This window comes from Sphingobacterium cavernae (assembly GCF_008520265.1).
Classification (GTDB): domain Bacteria; phylum Bacteroidota; class Bacteroidia; order Sphingobacteriales; family Sphingobacteriaceae; genus Sphingobacterium; species Sphingobacterium cavernae.
The window spans coordinates 18,289-37,634 of sequence record NZ_VIQM01000021.1 but is presented as its reverse complement, the minus strand read 5'-3'; the positions used below and the strand labels follow the sequence as shown (position 1 = coordinate 37,634).

The 19,346-nt window shown below is 35.7% G+C and carries 14 protein-coding genes; all 14 read right to left on the bottom strand.

Annotated features, from left to right (window positions below; all coding sequences use genetic code 11):
- Positions 1-306: 306 nt before the first annotated feature.
- The gene (locus tag FLS47_RS02925; RefSeq protein WP_188347344.1) at positions 307-2,721 is read right to left on the bottom strand and encodes a glutaminase family protein; all 2,415 of its coding nucleotides are present in this window, start codon (positions 2,719-2,721) and stop codon (positions 307-309) included.
- Between the two features lie 388 nt (positions 2,722-3,109).
- The gene (locus tag FLS47_RS02920; RefSeq protein WP_223225106.1) at positions 3,110-3,787 is read right to left on the bottom strand and encodes a basic secretory family protein; all 678 of its coding nucleotides are present in this window, start codon (positions 3,785-3,787) and stop codon (positions 3,110-3,112) included.
- A gap of 54 nt (positions 3,788-3,841) precedes the next feature.
- Positions 3,842-6,148 carry a GH92 family glycosyl hydrolase gene (locus tag FLS47_RS02915; protein ID WP_149912898.1) on the bottom strand — a complete coding sequence of 769 codons (2,307 nt, stop codon included), beginning with the start codon at positions 6,146-6,148 and terminating at the stop codon, positions 3,842-3,844.
- A 22-nt stretch (positions 6,149-6,170) separates the two neighbouring features.
- Positions 6,171-7,130 carry a hypothetical protein gene (locus FLS47_RS02910; protein WP_149912897.1) on the bottom strand — a complete coding sequence of 320 codons (960 nt, stop codon included), beginning with the start codon at positions 7,128-7,130 and terminating at the stop codon, positions 6,171-6,173.
- Positions 7,131-7,168: 38 nt separating this feature from the next.
- Complete coding sequence (locus FLS47_RS02905) at positions 7,169-8,128, bottom strand: BT_3987 domain-containing protein (RefSeq protein ID WP_188347341.1); 960 nt, start codon at positions 8,126-8,128, stop codon at positions 7,169-7,171.
- 32 nt (positions 8,129-8,160) lie between these two features.
- Positions 8,161-9,966 carry a RagB/SusD family nutrient uptake outer membrane protein gene (locus tag FLS47_RS02900; RefSeq protein WP_149912895.1) on the bottom strand — a complete coding sequence of 602 codons (1,806 nt, stop codon included), beginning with the start codon at positions 9,964-9,966 and terminating at the stop codon, positions 8,161-8,163.
- Between the two features lie 71 nt (positions 9,967-10,037).
- On the bottom strand, positions 10,038-13,139 hold the full coding sequence (locus tag FLS47_RS02895; RefSeq protein WP_223225105.1) for a SusC/RagA family TonB-linked outer membrane protein: 3,102 nt from the start codon (positions 13,137-13,139) through the stop codon (positions 10,038-10,040).
- 312 nt (positions 13,140-13,451) lie between these two features.
- Positions 13,452-14,171, bottom strand: a complete 720-nt coding sequence (locus FLS47_RS02890; protein ID WP_149912894.1) for a response regulator transcription factor — start codon at positions 14,169-14,171, stop codon at positions 13,452-13,454.
- On the bottom strand, positions 14,172-15,584 hold the full coding sequence (locus FLS47_RS02885) for a sensor histidine kinase (RefSeq protein WP_149912893.1): 1,413 nt from the start codon (positions 15,582-15,584) through the stop codon (positions 14,172-14,174).
- Between the two features lie 152 nt (positions 15,585-15,736).
- Positions 15,737-16,657, bottom strand: coding sequence for an NAD(P)-dependent alcohol dehydrogenase (locus FLS47_RS02880; protein ID WP_149912892.1), 921 nt, complete (start codon positions 16,655-16,657; stop codon positions 15,737-15,739).
- Positions 16,658-16,920: 263 nt separating this feature from the next.
- A complete protein-coding gene (arr, locus tag FLS47_RS02875) occupies positions 16,921-17,379 on the bottom strand; it encodes an NAD(+)--rifampin ADP-ribosyltransferase (protein WP_149912891.1) in 459 nt (152 codons plus the stop codon).
- A gap of 193 nt (positions 17,380-17,572) precedes the next feature.
- Positions 17,573-18,223, bottom strand: a complete 651-nt coding sequence (locus FLS47_RS02870) for a two-component regulator propeller domain-containing protein (protein ID WP_149912890.1) — start codon at positions 18,221-18,223, stop codon at positions 17,573-17,575.
- A 148-nt stretch (positions 18,224-18,371) separates the two neighbouring features.
- Positions 18,372-18,803: a hypothetical protein gene (locus FLS47_RS02865; RefSeq protein ID WP_149912889.1), complete on the bottom strand. Its 432-nt coding sequence runs from the start codon at positions 18,801-18,803 to the stop codon at positions 18,372-18,374.
- Positions 18,804-18,888: 85 nt separating this feature from the next.
- Positions 18,889-19,329, bottom strand: coding sequence for a hypothetical protein (locus tag FLS47_RS02860; RefSeq protein WP_149912888.1), 441 nt, complete (start codon positions 19,327-19,329; stop codon positions 18,889-18,891).
- Between the last annotated feature and the right edge of the window lie 17 nt (positions 19,330-19,346).

The window sequence follows — 19,346 nt, the reverse complement described above, 5'->3', positions numbered from 1 at the left end:
AACACTCATATAAACCACACTTTTTAGCAAAATTTACACACAAAAGAAGAATTAAAGCTCAACAGAAGAACTTTCACTCATTAAAACTAAGTAATATTGAAATTTTAACACTGAATATTTATGTGAATTTGAAATTTGTGTTAAAATTTCAAAATTTAATCAACCATGTTCACTGATGCTTTGATAATTATAGTCTTCCTAAATGAATAGATGGATTACAGTCATTCAAAATTTATAATAAAAAAAGCAAACATTGAAAAATCAATGTTTGCCTACAATTTATCTACCACCTTATTATGATTCTTACTATTTTTTCGCCATTCGATCAGCTAATGTTTTCATAAAAAAACCACCAACCACGCTACGAGCTTTGAAATTTTCTCTAACACCTGTATCTGCGTCATAGAAATCATTTAACGGCACGCGCGTTGGAGCTTCCAAGGAAAAGACATAAACTGGATCAATTAACGCGTCAAATTGCTGACGTGTAGGTGCAAAAGTCGCTGTCCACAAAATCCAATCGTTTTTTGTATACGCTTTACGACTATCTAGTGGCACACCAAACTTCTTAGTTTTTGTTAGATAATACTCAATTTCTGTATCGTAAACATGTTGAGGAAAGAGTTTCAAATCGAGCACCTTATCCCACACCAAATTGTATTTCAAACTCCATGTATTTTTATCATCAAAAGTTAACGCATAATGATCACCCGCGCCTGCCATTTCAATCCACTTCTTCACCATTTCATGTGCGATGGTGCGATATTTCTGCGCTGTAGCTTTCTCACCCAACACATCAGCCATCTGGGCATAGCAGGCAATTCCTACAATAGCTTTCACTGACAAATTGATATTACGTGCAAGATGTCCAGCAAAGTCATCAGTACATAACTGTTCCTTCGGATCAAACCCTTCCTTGACCAAGTATTCTGCCCAAGTAGTCAAAGTTTCCCAATGTCTTCTAGCGTATGTCGCATTACCTTGTACTTTAGTTATTGCTGCGGTTAGAATTATCATGTTTCCTGACTCTTCTACTGGCATTGGCTCTCCATAAGTCTGACCATTTGCATGTGGATAAGTTCCCAAGTCATGTGCAGCCCAAGGGTAAGGATATTTACCACTTTCACTAAAATAGAATATCCCTGTCAGCATACCTTTGAGTAATTCAGGATTATATAACAAATACAAAGGTGCAGATGGGTATGTAACATCCACTGTATTTATGAATCCGCCACTGTTATTTTCTTTAGACAGCCATAATAATTCATCATTCGGACTTTTGACTAGTGTATGCGCAGCAATACTTTGGCGGTAAGCCAACACATTCAAATGTGCATATTTCTCACCTCCAGATTTCAAAGCTTCAGCGTATAATTCATTATCAAAACGTTCGCATTTAGCTATTACTTCTTTGTATTCATTTGCAGCCAAAGTAAGTTGATTTTCGATGGTCTCTTTGCCCGAATTATTCCACCAAGGTCTCAGATTGGTTTTAAAATATTGAATAGCATACAGCTCATCATAGCCTAATTCTACAAATCGCTCCACTTCCGTATTGCCAACTTGACCGAATGGAATGATTGTATTTAATGATAAAGACGTACCATTTGTCTTCGAAGTAGATGTCGATCCTTTTCTATACGATTCTATAGCCTGAGCTGCTGTACTAATATATTGCACTATTTTATCCTTTTTGGGTGCGGCCACATAAAAATAACCCCAATCAATGCGCATATCATCAGCACCTTTTGCCAAAATTGGTTGCTCTACAGTACCAACCTTCGATATACTCAATTGCTCATTAGCGTATTGTGTAGCCACGACTTGTTGAGAAGGCCTATACACTGCAATATCAGAGGATGCCGCAAAAAACACATTTACATTATGTTTTTTGTTGTCATTTGTTTTTACACTGTATGTGATATAAGAAACAGGTCTTGCTAACAAAGCTAAATCATCCATCAGCAATGGTGAAGTAAAAGTAACTTTCAAATCCACTTTACCTGCTTGAAAAGTATAAATAGTTCGCGTGGCAGTAACTTCCACATTCTTCTGAACTGCCTCTAGGATTTTTGAATCTTTTGATTGAATTTTATCTACCAAACCAAAGTCCAAATAACGTCCACCAGCAGTATTCTTTAAGTGAATAGCAATTATATTTTTACCCCTCTTCAAATCTGTTTTATTCAGCTTGATGTAATCAAATTTATTGGTCCAACCATTTTTGGTATATACATTTTTTCCATTTAAATACACTTCGATATTATCATCGTGATTGAGTTTTAATATTAATTCATTTATAGATTCCAAATTAGCAATATCAAACACACGTCTCACCCAAATATTATCTGATTTCCACTGCGTTTTTACATCTCCATTATCTCCAATTGGCGCAGCGCCTTGTTTCCAATTATGTGTATCGTAACTTTCAGCCGTCCAATTTCCTACTGGGGTTTGTTCTGTATAGTGCACTTCAAAGGATTTTTCTTCAGCTGTATTTAAAATGGATTTGTAGTTAGGAGCTTCCAATCCCATAAATCTATAGATAACGCCATCCACATTTATCAAACCTAACAAAGAATGATCAGCATCCGTCCAATGTTTAGTCGTAGATCCATGCAATTGGTCAGTCATAGACCAGATGCTAAAGTTTGGGTTGTGCGTAATTAGCGGGTAGGCTGGCGCAACTCGTTTTTGTGCCTGCAGATTAAAGATTGACATCAACGTAAGAACGGAAGCAAACGCGAACAAAATGACACTTTTCTTCGTATGCTTTATCCCAATAGGATTTGGAAAGAATCTATACATAGCTTTATTTAAAATTTTCAGAATATATATATTGGTTATTCATAAGTATTAAAGAATGTTATTAACAATTACTGCATAACATTCAGCAACACAAATAAAGCTGGAATAAATTTAATATGCGGATAAGATCGTCTCAATTTGCATTCATTTTTTATCAGTTGCAAAGATTGTATCGCGCATTATATTTATTAATTAAAGTAATTATTGAAGATTATACAAAATGTATGGTATAATCTTAAAAAACTGAAAACGAGCCTACATTTGCAGGCTCGTTATATAATTTATGACTATTTAATAACTATTAAATTTTTGGATTTTCAGCATATTCCTTCCACAATTCATCCACATTCTTACCTGTCATTTTCACCCAAAAATCTTCTGTATAAGTTTTATTGCGCATTTGCGCATCTAAAGATTTCATTACTCCTTTTTTCTTATTTTTTTCAATCCATAAAAAGAATCGAGCAGTGATTCGATACGCATCCGTATATTTATGATTTGGACGATATTCTGGCAAGCTCCAATTGGCTCCCTCATTATCCACTCCCATCGTGTGTCGCACATAGTCTGCAATACCTTCCGTTATCCAACCTGGTCCAGCATTATTTGGATAATTTTGCACCAAATGCATCGTTTCGTGTGTTACGATATCAATATCTTTAGGATTCTTTTTGAACCATTCAGGATTGAATCGAATAACCCCACCTCCTGCTGCCGCTATACCATCATATTCAGGATCAATCACAAAAATCACCTGAGGAGCTGATTTTTTGTTGTAAAGCTTTACCTGTTTTGGATAGTTAACAAAAAACACTTCTTTTAATCGCTCACCAATATTCGAATCGAAATCCTTCGATTTATTAATATAGATTAATGTAAATTGTTTCTTCTTTATCGTGTCCACCTGCAAGGCATTGTTGATATCTCGAGAGATATTCGACCATTCTCGCTGTGCAAATCCTGAATTAATAATTCCCATTAGACATATCGTTGTCAGGCCGATGTGTTTTATAAATTGCATATTTAAGATGTATTAAAATTTATTTTTATCTGTTGTAAATGAATAAGGATAAGAGGAAGCCTTTGTTCCCCTTGATTTGTTAGGTTCACTGCGCATAACCAATTTTAAAGTACCACCTTTCATTACATCTGTATGTGTAATGTAATTTAATGAATGTATCTTCCCACCAAGCGTTGCGTGATGGACATACTTATTTTCGCCCGAATTATTCGGTGCTTCAATGACAAATGACTTTCCATTTTCTAATTTTATAGTCGCCTTTTTGAATAAAGGAGCGCCTAGGACATACTCATCCATCGCTGGACATACAGGGTAATACCCCAATGCTGAAAACACATACCATGCTGAAGTTTGTCCATTATCCTCATCACCACAATAGCCATCAGGTGCCGCGCTATACATTCTATTCATCACTTCACGAGCCCAATATTGGGCTTTCCAAGGTTCTCCTGCATAGTTGTACAAGTATATCATATGCTGAATAGGTTGATTCCCATGCGCATATTGGCCCATATCAGCAATCTGCATTTCACGTATTTCATGAATCACTCCACCGTAATAGCTATCATCAAATAATGGAGGTTGTACAAATACGGAATCCAACATGTTGACAAATGTTTTGTTGCCACCCATCAAATCAATCAACCCTTGAACATCATGAAATACTGACCACGAATAATGCCAACTGTTTCCTTCAGTAAATGCATCGCCCCATTTCAATGGATTAAATGGTGATTGAAACTGTCCATCCTTATTTTTTCCTCGCATCAGATTGGTAGATGGATCAAATAAATTCTTATAATTTTGACTACGTTTTGCGTACAACTCGATTTCTTCTTTAGGTTTACCCAATGCTTTTGCCAATCTATATATAGCAAAATCATCATAAGCATATTCTAAGGTACGCGCAGCATTTTCATTGATTCCGACATCATATGGCACATAACCCAAATCATTGTAATAGGCTACACCTTTACGACCTACAGCTGTCATCGGTCCTTCATTATTTGCTCCATGTTTTAGCGCTTCATAAAGAGTTTGAATATCATATCCTCGAAGTCCTTTCAAATAAGCTTCAGCAACGACAGAAGCTGAATTATTTCCTATCATTATGTCTGCAAAACCAGGACTACTCCATTCGGGTAGAAAACCTCCTTCTTTATAACAATTCAGCAAACCTTCTTGCATTTCTTTATTAATAGAAGGATAGACCATATTTAGCAACGGATACAAAGCTCTAAATGTATCCCAAAAACCCGTTCCTCCAAACATATAACCAGGTAGTATCTCTCCTGTATATGGACTATAGTGTACGATATTACCTTTAGCATCATATTCATATAATTTATTTGGAAAAAATAATGTGCGGTAAAGGCAACTATAAAAAGTTCGCATTTGATCAATTGTGCCCCCTTCAACCTTAATCTTTCCAAGATTCTCGTTCCAAAGTTTACGTGCTTTACCTGCTACTTTGTCAAATGAATCTTGTCCTAACTCGTTAAGGTTTAGAATCGCTTGTTCGTGACTAATAAATGATGATGCAACACGAGCATGAATAATGTCGTGTTTTCCTTTAGATTTAAACCCTACAATCGCACCCACGTGATCAGCATTAATTTTTAAAACACCATCCTTTTTGGTTTTACCTTCCCAAACAGCTTTATTAGCAAATGGTCTATCAAAAACGACTACAAAATAGTTTTTGAAATTTGGTAATTTACCTCTACTGTATCGTGTGGAATAACCAATTAGCATATTCTTCTCTGGAATAATTTGCACTTCAGATCCGCGATCAAAAGCATCCAACACGACGAATGCACTATCTGTTTTTCCAAAAGAAAATCTAAACATAGCCGCTCGCTCAGTAGGTGTCACTTCGGCTGTGACATCGTAATCCGCCAAATATACTTTGTAATAATAGGGCTTCGCAATTTCCGACTTATGCGAGAACCAGCTCGCACGCTCGTCTTGATCAAAAACTGACTTACCACTCACAGGCATCAACGAAAATTGTCCATAATCATTCATCCAAGGTGACGGTTGATGCGTTTGTTTCAATCCTCGGATTTTATCGGAGGAATATGTGTATTGCCACCCATCTCCCATTTTGCCAGTTTGTGGCGTCCACATATTCATTCCCCATGGAACTCCCACAGCAGGGTATGTATTTCCATTGGATAAAGAAACTTTTGAGTCTGTGCCCATTAAGGCATTAACATAATCTACGGGTTCTATCTGTCCATTTTGTCCAAATAGATTCGGAATAGTTATGATTAGTAGGCAAAGAAAAATGGCTAAATATTTAATTATAGTTTGCATTATATAAATAATCGTAGTGTATTTAGTAAGTAATTGTGTTAAAATCTGTTTTTGCCTTTTGTAACTGAGGCTGCCAAAGGTTGCCATACCGATCCTTATCACCAAATGCACGGAGTGCGAGATCTGAAAGATCCTTCCCTGCAGCCCCACTCCAGAAATGAATAAACTCACCAAAATTTAAATCTCTTGTATATTTTCTTCCATTAGGGATACTTGTGGTAGGAAAATTTTGAGACAATAGTTTAAAAAAATTATTCAAAACATTTGCTTCGCCATATTGCTCGTAAATAGGATAAAACCAGTCACGATACCAATAGGTCCCAGTTTTTGGGAAATTATCATTTGTAAGGAGCATTCTATTATGCCAGCTTTGTGCTTTATCTGCCCAACCTAGCGCTTTATAGACATCGTATTGATAAATTTCCATCCATTTACTATCGCCCCATATTGGGAAAGCAGGAGAATTTAATGTATTATAGGAAGTTCCTTCAACAATATGACCTATTTCGTGGGTAATAAGATCGAGTGGTTCACCGATACTATCTAGCCATCGGGTCCTTCCTAAACCTGCATCAATGATATTAATATAACCATGACTGTTACTGAGGTAATAGCCCGGATGTCCTCCTCCGTATGTTCCTCCATGTAATGCCACTTTAAGTCGAATATCAGGTCCAAACCCTCCATAGGTTTTCCATGTGTAATTCCAAATTTTGGTGATAGCTCGTCGTGTCCACGTCACCGCATCATCCATATCCTCATCATGATATATGACTATGGAATCATTATAATATTGTCTTGTCAACAATAATTCGTGTTCCAGCCATTTTTCTCTCCAAAGACGTGGAGGTGCATTTGGGTCCTCTGAATCTACAGGATTTTCTTCTTTGGGTTCATCTAGCGGATTGTTATCTGCCGCCTCTTTGCAAGAGACGCAAAGAAGCAACAGACCAAACAAAAACATTAATCTAACATTTAACATAGGGAAATAATAAATATTTTATATGATGAGCTTTGATTTTAATAATATTGAATCAGTCTCCATTCAGACATTTGAAATAAATTAGCCCCATTATTTGATACTAAAGTAACTCGGTAATACGTATATGGCGTTGTATTTGTTGTCTCAAACCTTCTTGTTTGATTGCGATCACTAAAGAAATATTCCACTTTATTATCCAATACGGTCCAAGTATTACCATCATTTGATGCTTCGAATCGCCAAGTTTTTGGATCTCGATCACTCGCATCATTACCTGATGTAAACGTATAGGCTCCTATAACTTGAGGTGTATTGTATTTTATCTGAAACCACATTCCTGAAGTATATCCTTGTGTTAGATATTTTGTTCCTAGGTTATTATCGACGAGTTTTGGAGAACCTTCACCATGTCCAGCCCCACCATTATTCTCATGACTTACGGACAGTGCACCCAAATTGGTAACATCTCTTTCTCTTCTTATAAGTGAATCAATTCGAAAATAGGCTGTATTTCGATCCGGATGAACAGCTGAAGAGCCTGCCGAAATTAGTTTCACTGGCAACATATATGATTTACCTATTTGTAATGACTTTGCGGTGATCATTATTTTGAGTGGATCACTATTAGAAGCTCCTGCTTTTATTAAAGATTCTAAACTTGAAATGGAATACGATGATTGTGGAAAAGCAATATAGTTTGTACCATTTTCAAGATTGTACGCATTGATCAAACTTTCATCAACCGCGAACTTCACACTCAAATCACTATCGGGATATTTTAAACCTCCATATGAAGCCCCGATGAAAATATCTTGAATCGTATCAATATCAAAAAGCTGAAGATACGATTTGCTTTCTGAAGCTTGAGCCATGTAAATCAAGCCTTCACTATCCACCGCATAATCCACATCTTTCACACATGACACAGAAGAGCTTAAGATAAAGCCTGCGATAGTCATAACTCCAACTACTCGCAAGAAGTTATTTTTTATGTTCATTATAACACTCATTTCTATACATTTATTAAATATTACCATCCAGGATTTTGAACCATCAACTCATTTTTTAAAATTTCATTATTCGGAATAGGGAATAAATAATCTCGCTGTCTAAATACACGTGTTTCAATTAACGTTTTGTCATAGAATGCATTTCCATCAGCAAACATATTCATACCGAAAACGTCCCCACCAAACTCTGCTACTGCAGTTTTCCAACGTCTACAATCAAAATAACGTACATTCTCAAATGCTAATTCAACTTGTCGCTCTCTACGAATAGCCGTACGCATAGCAGTTTGATTCGCTGGTCTTGCTATCTGACCAACACCAGTACCATAGGTCGGAATTCCTGCACGTTGGCGTACTAAATTGAGATAGGTGACGATATCATTGTTCGTTGGCTCATATTCGTTTAATGCTTCCGCATAATCCAAGTAGATTTGTGCTAATCTTAATTGTACAGACCCTCGGTTGTTACCATTGGTCGAAACATTCTTGCGGATAATATACCCCGTTGGAGAAACGTCTGATGTACTTTGCCTACGTCCAGAATTACCAGAAAGCTCCATTACAGTAATGACTTCACTAGAATTCGAACCTTGATTCAACCAATAGCTTCTATTATAAGTGATTCCGACATAAAAACGTGGTTCCCGATTTGCCCATGGTTTAAATGTACTTCGCGCTCTTGCATCAAATGGCGCTCTGTAATCCGTAAAACCATTTAATTCGTAGCCTGAAGCACCATCTGTTATAGGTAATCCATTAGCCATGTGATAAGCATCTACTATTTTCTGTGTTGCACCTAATGCTCCTCCACCTTGTACATCAGTTGTATAGCCAACATGTTTTGGGGTTTTGTCATATTGCGAATAATTTTGGGCATCAGTACGTGCAAAAATCCATTCTTCATTCCACTCTCTCAACATGACATTGCGCGTAGACAAATAGGCTTTCACAAATGGGTCAGCATTATTTTCTTCATACAATTTGTACGTATTCGGTACGAATTCATTTAAAAACTCTTTAGCCGCATCTGCTGCTAATTTCCATTTGTTCGCATCGTAAGTTTGAGATATAAGCTGTTTACCATCTGTATTTTTAAGATTTGCGTAATCCGCGTTTCCATTAAACAAAGGACTAGCTGCCCAGTGCAACGTTTGTTGTTTGAAAGCTTTAGCCATTCCCTTTGTGATTCTGCCGAATTCGCTATTCACAGGTGTGGTAGGCAAATCAACATAGGCTAAGTCAAGCTCAGACACAATAAAATCAATGCACTCGTCAAAACTATTACGAGGCAACAACACTTCCGACAACGGAGCGTCTACTGGAATAACATTTGTTACTAATGGAACTGGGCCATAAATACGAATCAAAAAGAAATAGTACATCGCTCTAAGCGCTCTTGCTTCTGCCTTGTATCTTGATTTCATCGCATCATTAACCTCTGCTGGATTTGCAGAATCTATTTTATCGATGAAATCTGTAGCATTTCGTATGGACTTATAATAATTATCATAAAAGGTAGAAACTGAACCATCTGTAGTCGCCCAAGTACTTTTATTCATATTGTTGGCATAATTGAAATCCCATGTGTATTTCGCCTCATCCGATGCGGCCGTCCAAGGACCTGCATATTGATTACCTACAAACCTTTGTGACATCTCATTAGGGAGATTTGCGTAAATTTGTGTTAAGTAATTATCTACATAGTTCCTTGATTGAAATATATCTTCTACGGTCAAAACATCATCTGGAATTTGATCCAAGAATCCTGAGCATGAGGTAAGGAAAACCCCGCCCGCCATTAATATTGATAATATTTTAGTTTTCATGTTGTTAACGTTAATGTTACTGATCCTACTGATTTGGGTTTGATTAATCTTCATAGCGAAATATATTATCATTAAAAATTAGCTTGAAGTCCCAAAGAGATAGTACGCGTATTCGGATAAGATGATCCGTTACTTGTATTTAATTCTGGATCCCATAACTTGAATTTACTCCAGTAATACAGATTCACTCCTTGTAAGTACACTCTTGCATTTTTTAATCCCCAAGTTTTCAATCTTTCTGTTGGCAAATAATAACCGAAATCCACGGTCTTTAGTCTTAAAAAGTCAATATCTTTCACCCACCATGAAGACGCCACCGCATTGTTGGTATTTACAGAATTACCGTAGCCTAGACGTGGATAGAAAACGTCTGAAGAAGGATTTGCCTCTGTCCAACGCGATTCAGCAATAGTAAATAAGTTACTACGTTCAGCGCCTGTACTATTATTGAATGGAATAATACCATCGCCTGATATTCTTCTTTCCGCACCTTGTATGCCCTGGAAGAAGGCGCCAAAATAAACTTTCTTGTAACTGACATTGAATCCCGCACCAAATACAAGGTTTGGAACATCTCCATTACTAATTTTCGTTTGATCGTAGGTATTAATTACTCCATCACCATTTAAATCTTTGTAACGAATATCCCCTACACGCTGCGCACCCAACGCCGATTGATCTGCATGAATATCAATTTCTCCTTGACTTTGGAATAGTCCATCAGCCACGTATCCATAACCGGCTAAGAAATTCCTTCCTCTACGCTCCAAGTATGGAAATAATTGACGTGGATTGTCATTTTCTATAACTTGGTCTTTGTTGTACGAGAACGTACCATTAAATGACCAGACGGTTTTTCCTAATTCTAGATTTTCTAACGCTACAGTACCGTCAAAGCCTTGGTTTTTGATAATTCCCAAATTACCAAAAGGCTGATTTTGAAGTCCTAGATAATTTGGCAAACTTCCTCTTTGTAAAAATACTCCAGAGCGATTTTCTTTAAACCAATCCACTGTCACATTCAACTTGCCTTTTAATGTCGTAAACTCCATACCGACATTGTGCTTATGTGATTCAGCCCAAGTCACATCATATCCATAATCAGAGATTGCTACTCCACCATAACCTACATTACTCGTTCCATTCCAGAATGAATATCCACTTGCACCTGTACTTACAATCGTTAAGAAACCAAATCTTCGACCTCCACCTCCAGATCCCGTAATACCATTTGAGTAACGAAGCTTGACCATTTGAAATGTTTCTTTAGCAGATTCAAAGAATTTCTCATTTGATAATATCCACCCCACACCAAATGATGGGAATAACCCAAATCTTCTACTCGGCACAAAGTTTTCTGAACCATCGTAAGCAAAGTTGAATTCTGCAGCATAACGATCATCGTACAAATAGTTAGCTCTACCTACTACACGTTGTGTACGATATGGCAATGAAGAGGTTAGGTCACCTGCAAAAGCAGATACTTCATCAGTTTGTGTATACAACAACAGGGCATTTACATTATGCTTATCAAATTGGCGACTGTAATTAAATCCACTTTCAAAATAGAATTGTCGATCTCCACTATTGCTTCTGCCGTATCCTAAATCTTCTGAACCGTTGGACATAATCACAAGATTCAATGAGCCGTCCTCATTATAAGGGTTAGCACGATCTATAGAATATGTTGTTCTATTGCGTGTACGAGCGATATTATGCGAATTATTCGTATCAAATGAAAACATTCCATAAGCTGACAATCCATTAGTCCAACTACTCAAATCTTGTGTAATTCTTGCGCTAGAATTCAATTGACTAGAAAAGTTATTTTGATATCCTGTCTGCGTTATTAAGGCATAAGGATTGGGCTGTGCATCAGAAGACTGATTAACTGATGGAATATAGTTGCCTGGATACATCAAGGGATACAATACAGGATTAGTCTGCATCACGCGACCGAAAGCCTCTTGAGGATTGACACCTGGATAATTATTATTGATGACATAGCCTAATATTCCAAAAGAAAATTTCGTCGTTTTGGTCCAATTCATATCCACATTTGAAGTGAAATTATATCTTCTGAATCGGGTATCTGCCTTATAACTTTGTAAATTATCAGTCTTCAACAAGCTGGATTCATCATAATACGATATAGCTGTATAGTATTGGGTATTCTCAGTTCCTCCTCGAGCACTAAAATTTGCTCTTCTATTGTATGAAGCATTTTTAAAGAGAGCATCTAACCAATTTACATTTGGATACAAGTTTGGATCAGTTCCATTTAAAGTATTTTGAATATACTCATCGCTATATTCGGGAGCTAAACCTGATGCCACCATTGCTTCATTACGCAAGCGCATATATTGCTCTGCATTTGTCAAATCCGGTCTTTTGGTAAAATCTACCATACCCTGATTGTAATTAAACATCAAAGTAGGCTTTCCAACCCGACCTTTTTTAGTGGTAATCAAGATTACACCGTTCGCTCCTTGAGCACCATAAACAGCAGTCGTAGACGCATCCTTCAGAATTGTCAATGTCGCAATATCCTCAGGATCAAAAGCATTAAGATCCCTGCCCTGAACCCCATCCACCACGATAAGTGGCGACGCGCTATTTTGGGAATTAAATGTAGAAATACCCCGTATCCATACGTCGGCTGAATTACTTCCAGGAAGACCAGTACGCTGTACCCCCACGAGCCCAGCAATTCGCCCCGCTAAAGTAGCACTCAAGTTCGCAACAGGCTGCTTTAGATCCTCCACTTTTACTGTAGATTGCGCGCCCACCATGTTTATCTTACGCTGTTGACCATAGCCCACTACGACAACTTCATTCAGGCTATTATTCAACGCCTTCATGGTTATCGTTAATGTTATACTATTGTTTATTATTACAAATTGATCCTCAAATCCAACATAGGAAAAACGCAAGGAATCCCCCCTTTCAGCCATTATTTTGAAATTACCAGACTGTTCGGTGGTCACAGCAAGATTGGTTTTCAAATTAATAACACTCACTGCACTCAGATTTTCGTTCAATTCATTTTTTACAACACCTTGAATTTCTATACTAGAGTTGCTCTGCGCAAATACCATAGAACTCAAAACACAAAGTGTCAATAGGATTTGAACACCTAGCATTGTAAATTTTAGAATGTGTATAGTTCTCATTTCATACATAATTGATTAGTTTGTTTTCGGTGAATATTATTTTTAATAGGTAGTAGTATTTGTCAGGTTTTTAAAAGGCCAACCTAAATGAAAGACAGAGAATTGATAGCTAAAACCATTTAGTATTTTAATACTAATGAGCGATATTTGTCTGTTTATTTTCATAATACGATTGGTAAAATATAATTTAAGTATATACGGTTTAGAGCCGATATATAAAATTAGCATTAGTAAAGACAACAAGTTGTTAATCCATTCCTAATGGATTGTTAACAAATTGTTAATAAGAAAAATATGTGTGTTTTTGACTAATTACGAATGTTCTTCTTCAAGTTTGAAGATAAATCCTACCGCATAAATATTTTCTATACGTATGGTTGTTGAATGACTTAAAATTTTTCGCAATCTGGAAATGAAAACATCCAAACTCCGTCCCATAAAATAGTCATTATCCCCCCAAACAGAAGTGAGTATTTCATCTCGTTTGAGAACTTTATTTTTATGTTGGAAAAAGTACACCAGTAGATCTACTTCCCGCTGAGTTAATACAATTGGTTTAGTATCGCCAACAATCAACTGCATGAGACTACTATCAAATGTAACATCACTCGTTTGGTATATGTACTGATCAGACGTTGGATGGACTTCTTGATCTTGAAAAAATCCAGATCTTCTCAATATCACTTTAATGCGTAGTATTAATTCATCGATATCGAATGGCTTAGTAATATAATCTTCGGCCCCGATATCCAATCCGTATATTTTATCTTTCTTTTCATTTCGTGAGGTCAGGAATAGAAAGAATATATCCTTCTTCTGTTGCTTTATTTTTTCAGCTACTTCAAATCCATTTATGTCTGGCAACTGAATATCCAAAATAATAAGATTATAACTCTCCCCAGCCAATATATAGTCTAATGCATCTTTACCGCTTTGAACCCATGTAACCTCGAATCCGCGTAATTCTAAATATTGCTTCACCACATTACCTAAATCCACTTCATCTTCTACAAATAATATTTTAGCTAACATCTATCTCCTCGTATTAATCTTAATTATAAATTTTGTCCCTTTGCCTATTTCACTTTCTACCGAAAGATCCCAATCGTGTAAATTGACAACTTGCTGCACATAGAATAACCCCAATCCTAAACCACCTTCTTCTACACGCTGCTTTCCTCTAAAAAACTTTTTGAAGATATGTTTCAAACTCTCCAAATTAACACCAATGCCATTATCTTCGATATATATAAAAACATCTTTATCCTGCTGATATACTTTCACCTGAATTATTTTTTCCGAAGACTCATTATACTTAATGCCATTGTCCAGCAAATTATATATCATCGTGGTGAAAAGAAATTTATTCAAGTCTAACTCACTTACATCATGTTGGATATCGGGTATTATCGACACATTGTCTTCTAATTTTAAACTATAATCTTCCAATAATTCCAACAAAACAGAAGGCAGATAATAACGAGCCTTATCCAAATTAATACTAGAGAGTTGTGAGATGGTAAGTGATTGATTAATTAAATTTTTTAAGCGAATAGATTGACGTTTGATCACTGCTATCAAATCTCTTGATTTCACTTTATCATCCATTAACACGGAATTTTCAAGTGATTGATTGGCAACTAAAATAGTAGCTATTGGTGTGTTAAATTCATGTGTAATACTATTTATAAAATCCGAAGTAATCGCTGTCAACTTCTTTTGTCTCATCCAATTTTGATAGGTAATGAAGTAAATTCCAACAACTAATAGAATCGAAAATATTGACAACAAAAAAGTAGGCAGCATAGCCTTAAAAATCTGCAGTACTCTATTATCTTGATCTACATACAATGCAAATGTAATCTGATATGAGTTTTTCGTATGCGCGCTTACAGTATAGCCTGATACTTGATTTTGTTTATCAATACGATCAAGCGTCCCGGCGATTCTATCTCCATTCGGGTGGGAAGAACTTACACCATCAACACTAGGCATAAAGACAGGCACATAATTCACTCCGTCAAATGATAGACTCATATGTTCAACATAGAGTCCATATTTTAGTTTATCATTCAGGTTGAACTCCTCGACGATGTTTGGAAAAATAGTATCCATATTTTGTCGTAACCGCAACTCTGTAATTACCTCATTCCAAACTTCCGCTATCTTTTTATTATAAGCTCGTCGATCGTTTTCATACAATCGTTCAAAAAGCGGCATTTGTGGAATGATATGTTTGTCTATTATTTTTTGCGCACCAGGATAGAGTTTATCATTACGGATTAGGGCACTATAATTCTGATGAATTACATCTTTTTCCTTGATATAATATTGATTATTTGTGAGTTCAAATGTGTTATAGATCAATTGAAATTGTACTACCACAAGACATACGAGACTTATGATTGCAATCAAACGGTAGATGCTATGCGATTGACCATGCATTTCTTTTTTCGTAATTTAGCTTTTAATGGTAGGGTAAAATCATCTAAATATAGAAGTTAATATTTAGTTATCTATGGGATTTGAAAAGAACATTTTAATAACTCATTAAATCATCTTATATTTTGAATTGTATAGAAATTATATATCTTAATTTAATCAGTAATTTTCAGCACTACATTACCCTTTTTTCTTCCAGAATCAACATAACGATGAGCTTCAACTATTTCTTTTAGAGTATATGTTTTGTCGATAACAGCTTTGAGAAGTCCTTCTTCAAAAAGTAATTTCGATAACTCCAACTGCTCTTTAGATTCCGAAGCAGTTTCCAGACCGCCAACCGTTTTATATACTCCTCCATCCCTCAACAGCTTTCTACATTGCTTCTTCGTAGTTTTGCCAACCGCATCAAAAACAAAGTCAAATTGATTGGGTTGATTTAGAAAATCTTCTCGATCGTACAAAATAATATCCTCAACGCCTAAGGATTCCACGAAATCTTTTCCACTTGAACTACATACTGCCGTAATATTCGCACCAAAATATTTCGCAATCTGTATAGCAGAAGTTCCAACGGAACCAGTCGCACCAATAATTAAAATAATTGGGTTGCGCTTTTCAGCTATTTTCATTTTGTTAAGAAAATAAATAGCTGTATGTCCCCCAAAAACAATTGCAGCTGCCTCTTCATATGTGGCATTTTCAGGCATTACTAGTACATTACTGTACTGATTGATAGCAATGTATTCTGCATGGGTTCCGAATTTGAAGCCTGTCATACCAAAAACCTTATCGCCAACATTAAATCTAGATACCTTATCTCCTACAGCCTCAACAACACCAGAAAAAACCACACCTAAAATGGGTTTTCTTGGTTTAGTAAAACCCAAAACCAACCGCATAATCACTTTCAAAAAACCTTGTACAGCCAACCCTCTTACCCTGACATCCCCTGAATTGACGGCAGATGCAATTATTCGGACAAGAATTTCATTGTTTTTGGGAGTTGGTTTGGGTACATCCTGAATTTGCAAAACCTCAGGTGGACCATATTTGGTACAAATGACTGCTTTCATATTATGAAATTTAGATTTTAAGAATAGTAAGCAAACGAGATTTAGGTTTATAACGCTGCAATTTATATAATTTCTTATAAATATAAATAACACAATTAAAGCAAATCATTTAACTAGAATAGACATGAAATTAGAAACGCAATTTTACGTCATAACATGCGTAAATCTTCGAACAAGTAATATCATGAGCAAATTCTCTTCGAGTATTTAAACCTTCCTCTTGGTCATTATAGAGCAAATGCTTCGCTGTATTGCAATATATGCTACTCATCATTTAATGAGTCAATTCCCTTTTCTTTTAATTTTTCTAAAGCATCTTTCATTACTTTAACATGTTCTGATGTGTGGCCTTGCCAATTTGTTACTTCTCCAACAACTCTAAACGGATCTGTTGAACGATAAGATTGTGTTGGATTTCCTGGAATTTTTTTATCCGTCAAGTCAGGATCATCTTCTATCACTCCTGTTGGCTCTACCAAATATATTCTTTCTTTACCTTCGCCTTGAGCAAGTTCCGCACCCCAAATAGCAGCATCCAATGTCGCAGATAGAAAAATATATTTTGCTCTTTTTCTTTGTCCAAAGTTTGAATTGAATCCAGGTTGTATTAAATCACCTATCTTTAAAATTGCCTTTGTACCGTGAAAATAAGTCTGCGCAAAAGGTGTCGCTTTGGTATCTACATGTAAATTCACGGGGTCATTCTGATTATTTCTTTCCATTTTTAACTATTGAATTTGTGTTCATATTCAGCAATGTGTATTGGAAATTCCTTTCTATAAATTTCCTCATCCAACCCAAGAATAGTTATTGTGTAAATGTCAGTGTCCATACCTTCAATACTATTTCCTATTCCAACAATTTCACAATTCGCAGAATTACAAACTTTAAGATTTTCAATCTTTCCTGTTGCAATTATTTTTTCATTTGGATAGCTGTTAGAATTTCTATTAAATTGTCAATACAATATTGTTTTATAAAGTTATAACCAACACTAGTCGCAATCCAAACTTTACCGTCTTTATCTTTTGAGATCCCTGTAACACCATAAGATTTATCAGGATGTTTATTTTTGGGTCTTGGGAAAATTAGATAATTCATATTTATTCCGTCAAAACGATTAATTCCGTCTTCTTCCCACGCATAAAACCATAAATCTCCTTTTGTTTTATGCCAATCAAACAGTGGTTTATTATTTTTGGATGGATAATTGATAAACTTCCCTTCGTCATAAACACTTATTCCGTTTGCTGTTCCAAACCAGATTTTACCATTCTCATCTTCTTGGATCGATCGAATTTGATTATCGGATAACCCTTCTTTTGTTGTAATGAAATTAAATGATTTACCATTGTAAAAGCCTATACCTTCATTATGACTACCAATCCAATAGTTGCCTTTGCTATCTTGAAAGATTGCTCGAATTGCTGGATTAAATTTTAATGAGTCGGTTTTTGAAGTTTCTACTGGTTGGTTTTTGTTAATTTCTTTTTTTGTTGATTTCTTTTCAACACAGGAAAACTTTAATGCTAATATTAGTATTAGATATATCAATTCTTTGTTCATTCGGTTATTGTAATATAATTCAGAAAGTCTTGAGACTTGTGATACTATGCACTAGAAAGCCTAACTTTCGTTTATTCATAAAGTTTGGTGAAAGTTAGAATGTATAATTAACCACTTCAGCTGCCATTGTGTTAAGCGATTGTTACCATCATTTACTTTTCGTTTGGCACCTGCTTTCGATTACATTTAATAGTCTGTCTTGAAAGTCTGTTAAGATTATATCTCCCCAAAATTTACCATAAAAATTAATTGTCGAAGTCAACTGATAACTTGATGAAAGACTCAGCTTAACTTGTCCGTTTTTTAATTCGGTCAATTCGTACGTTGCGTTAACAAAATTGAAATAGTTACCATTTAGCACGTGTTGGTCAAATACTTTTTGCCGAACTGTTGAGGGGTCAATTTTTATGTTGAAGGAAACTTTCTTATTCTCGTCATATTCTGTGATTGTTTCGATGAACATTAAGCCTCCTTCAAAATTCCCTATTCTTCGTCCGCCAAGTGCTTTGTGGTCAACTGTTGCACGTATTGGTCTAGGAATTCCTATTGAATTGAAAAAGCCTGAATTGTATTCTTTCATATCAATTGTTTGAACTTCTACGATATTATTCCAAATTTTTTCAGGAGTTGCGTCAATGAAAACTTCACTTTTTACATTGTAAATCTTAGAGGGGCCTTTTTATAAATTCTTCGACTGGAGAAGATAGAAAAGGTAGTAAAACTAAAGTCAAAAGTTTTCCTTTCCTCTTCTGTTTGTTAATCTGAACTACCCTATAAATCAACGCTCCAATTGTACCTAAAATAAAAAATGGTGCTGTAATTACTAACAAGCAAATAAAATCTTCAATACCAAATAAGATCATTGTCAAGAAGAAAGTCGCGATTGTAAGCCAAGGAATAAAAATAATGTTTATGTAAGATTTGAGTTTGTCATTGTCAGCAAACATTAATGGAATAATTCCCAAAATTGTCGGAATTATAAACAGATATGTCACTGACGCTAAAGTTGCCTTTTGCCCGAAAACTAATCTTGTTACAAGTCCGTAAGCGATGCCGAGAATAATTCCGATTATTAATAGTCCGTATTTTTGCTTCAATCTTGACATTTTGTAATTGGTGGTGA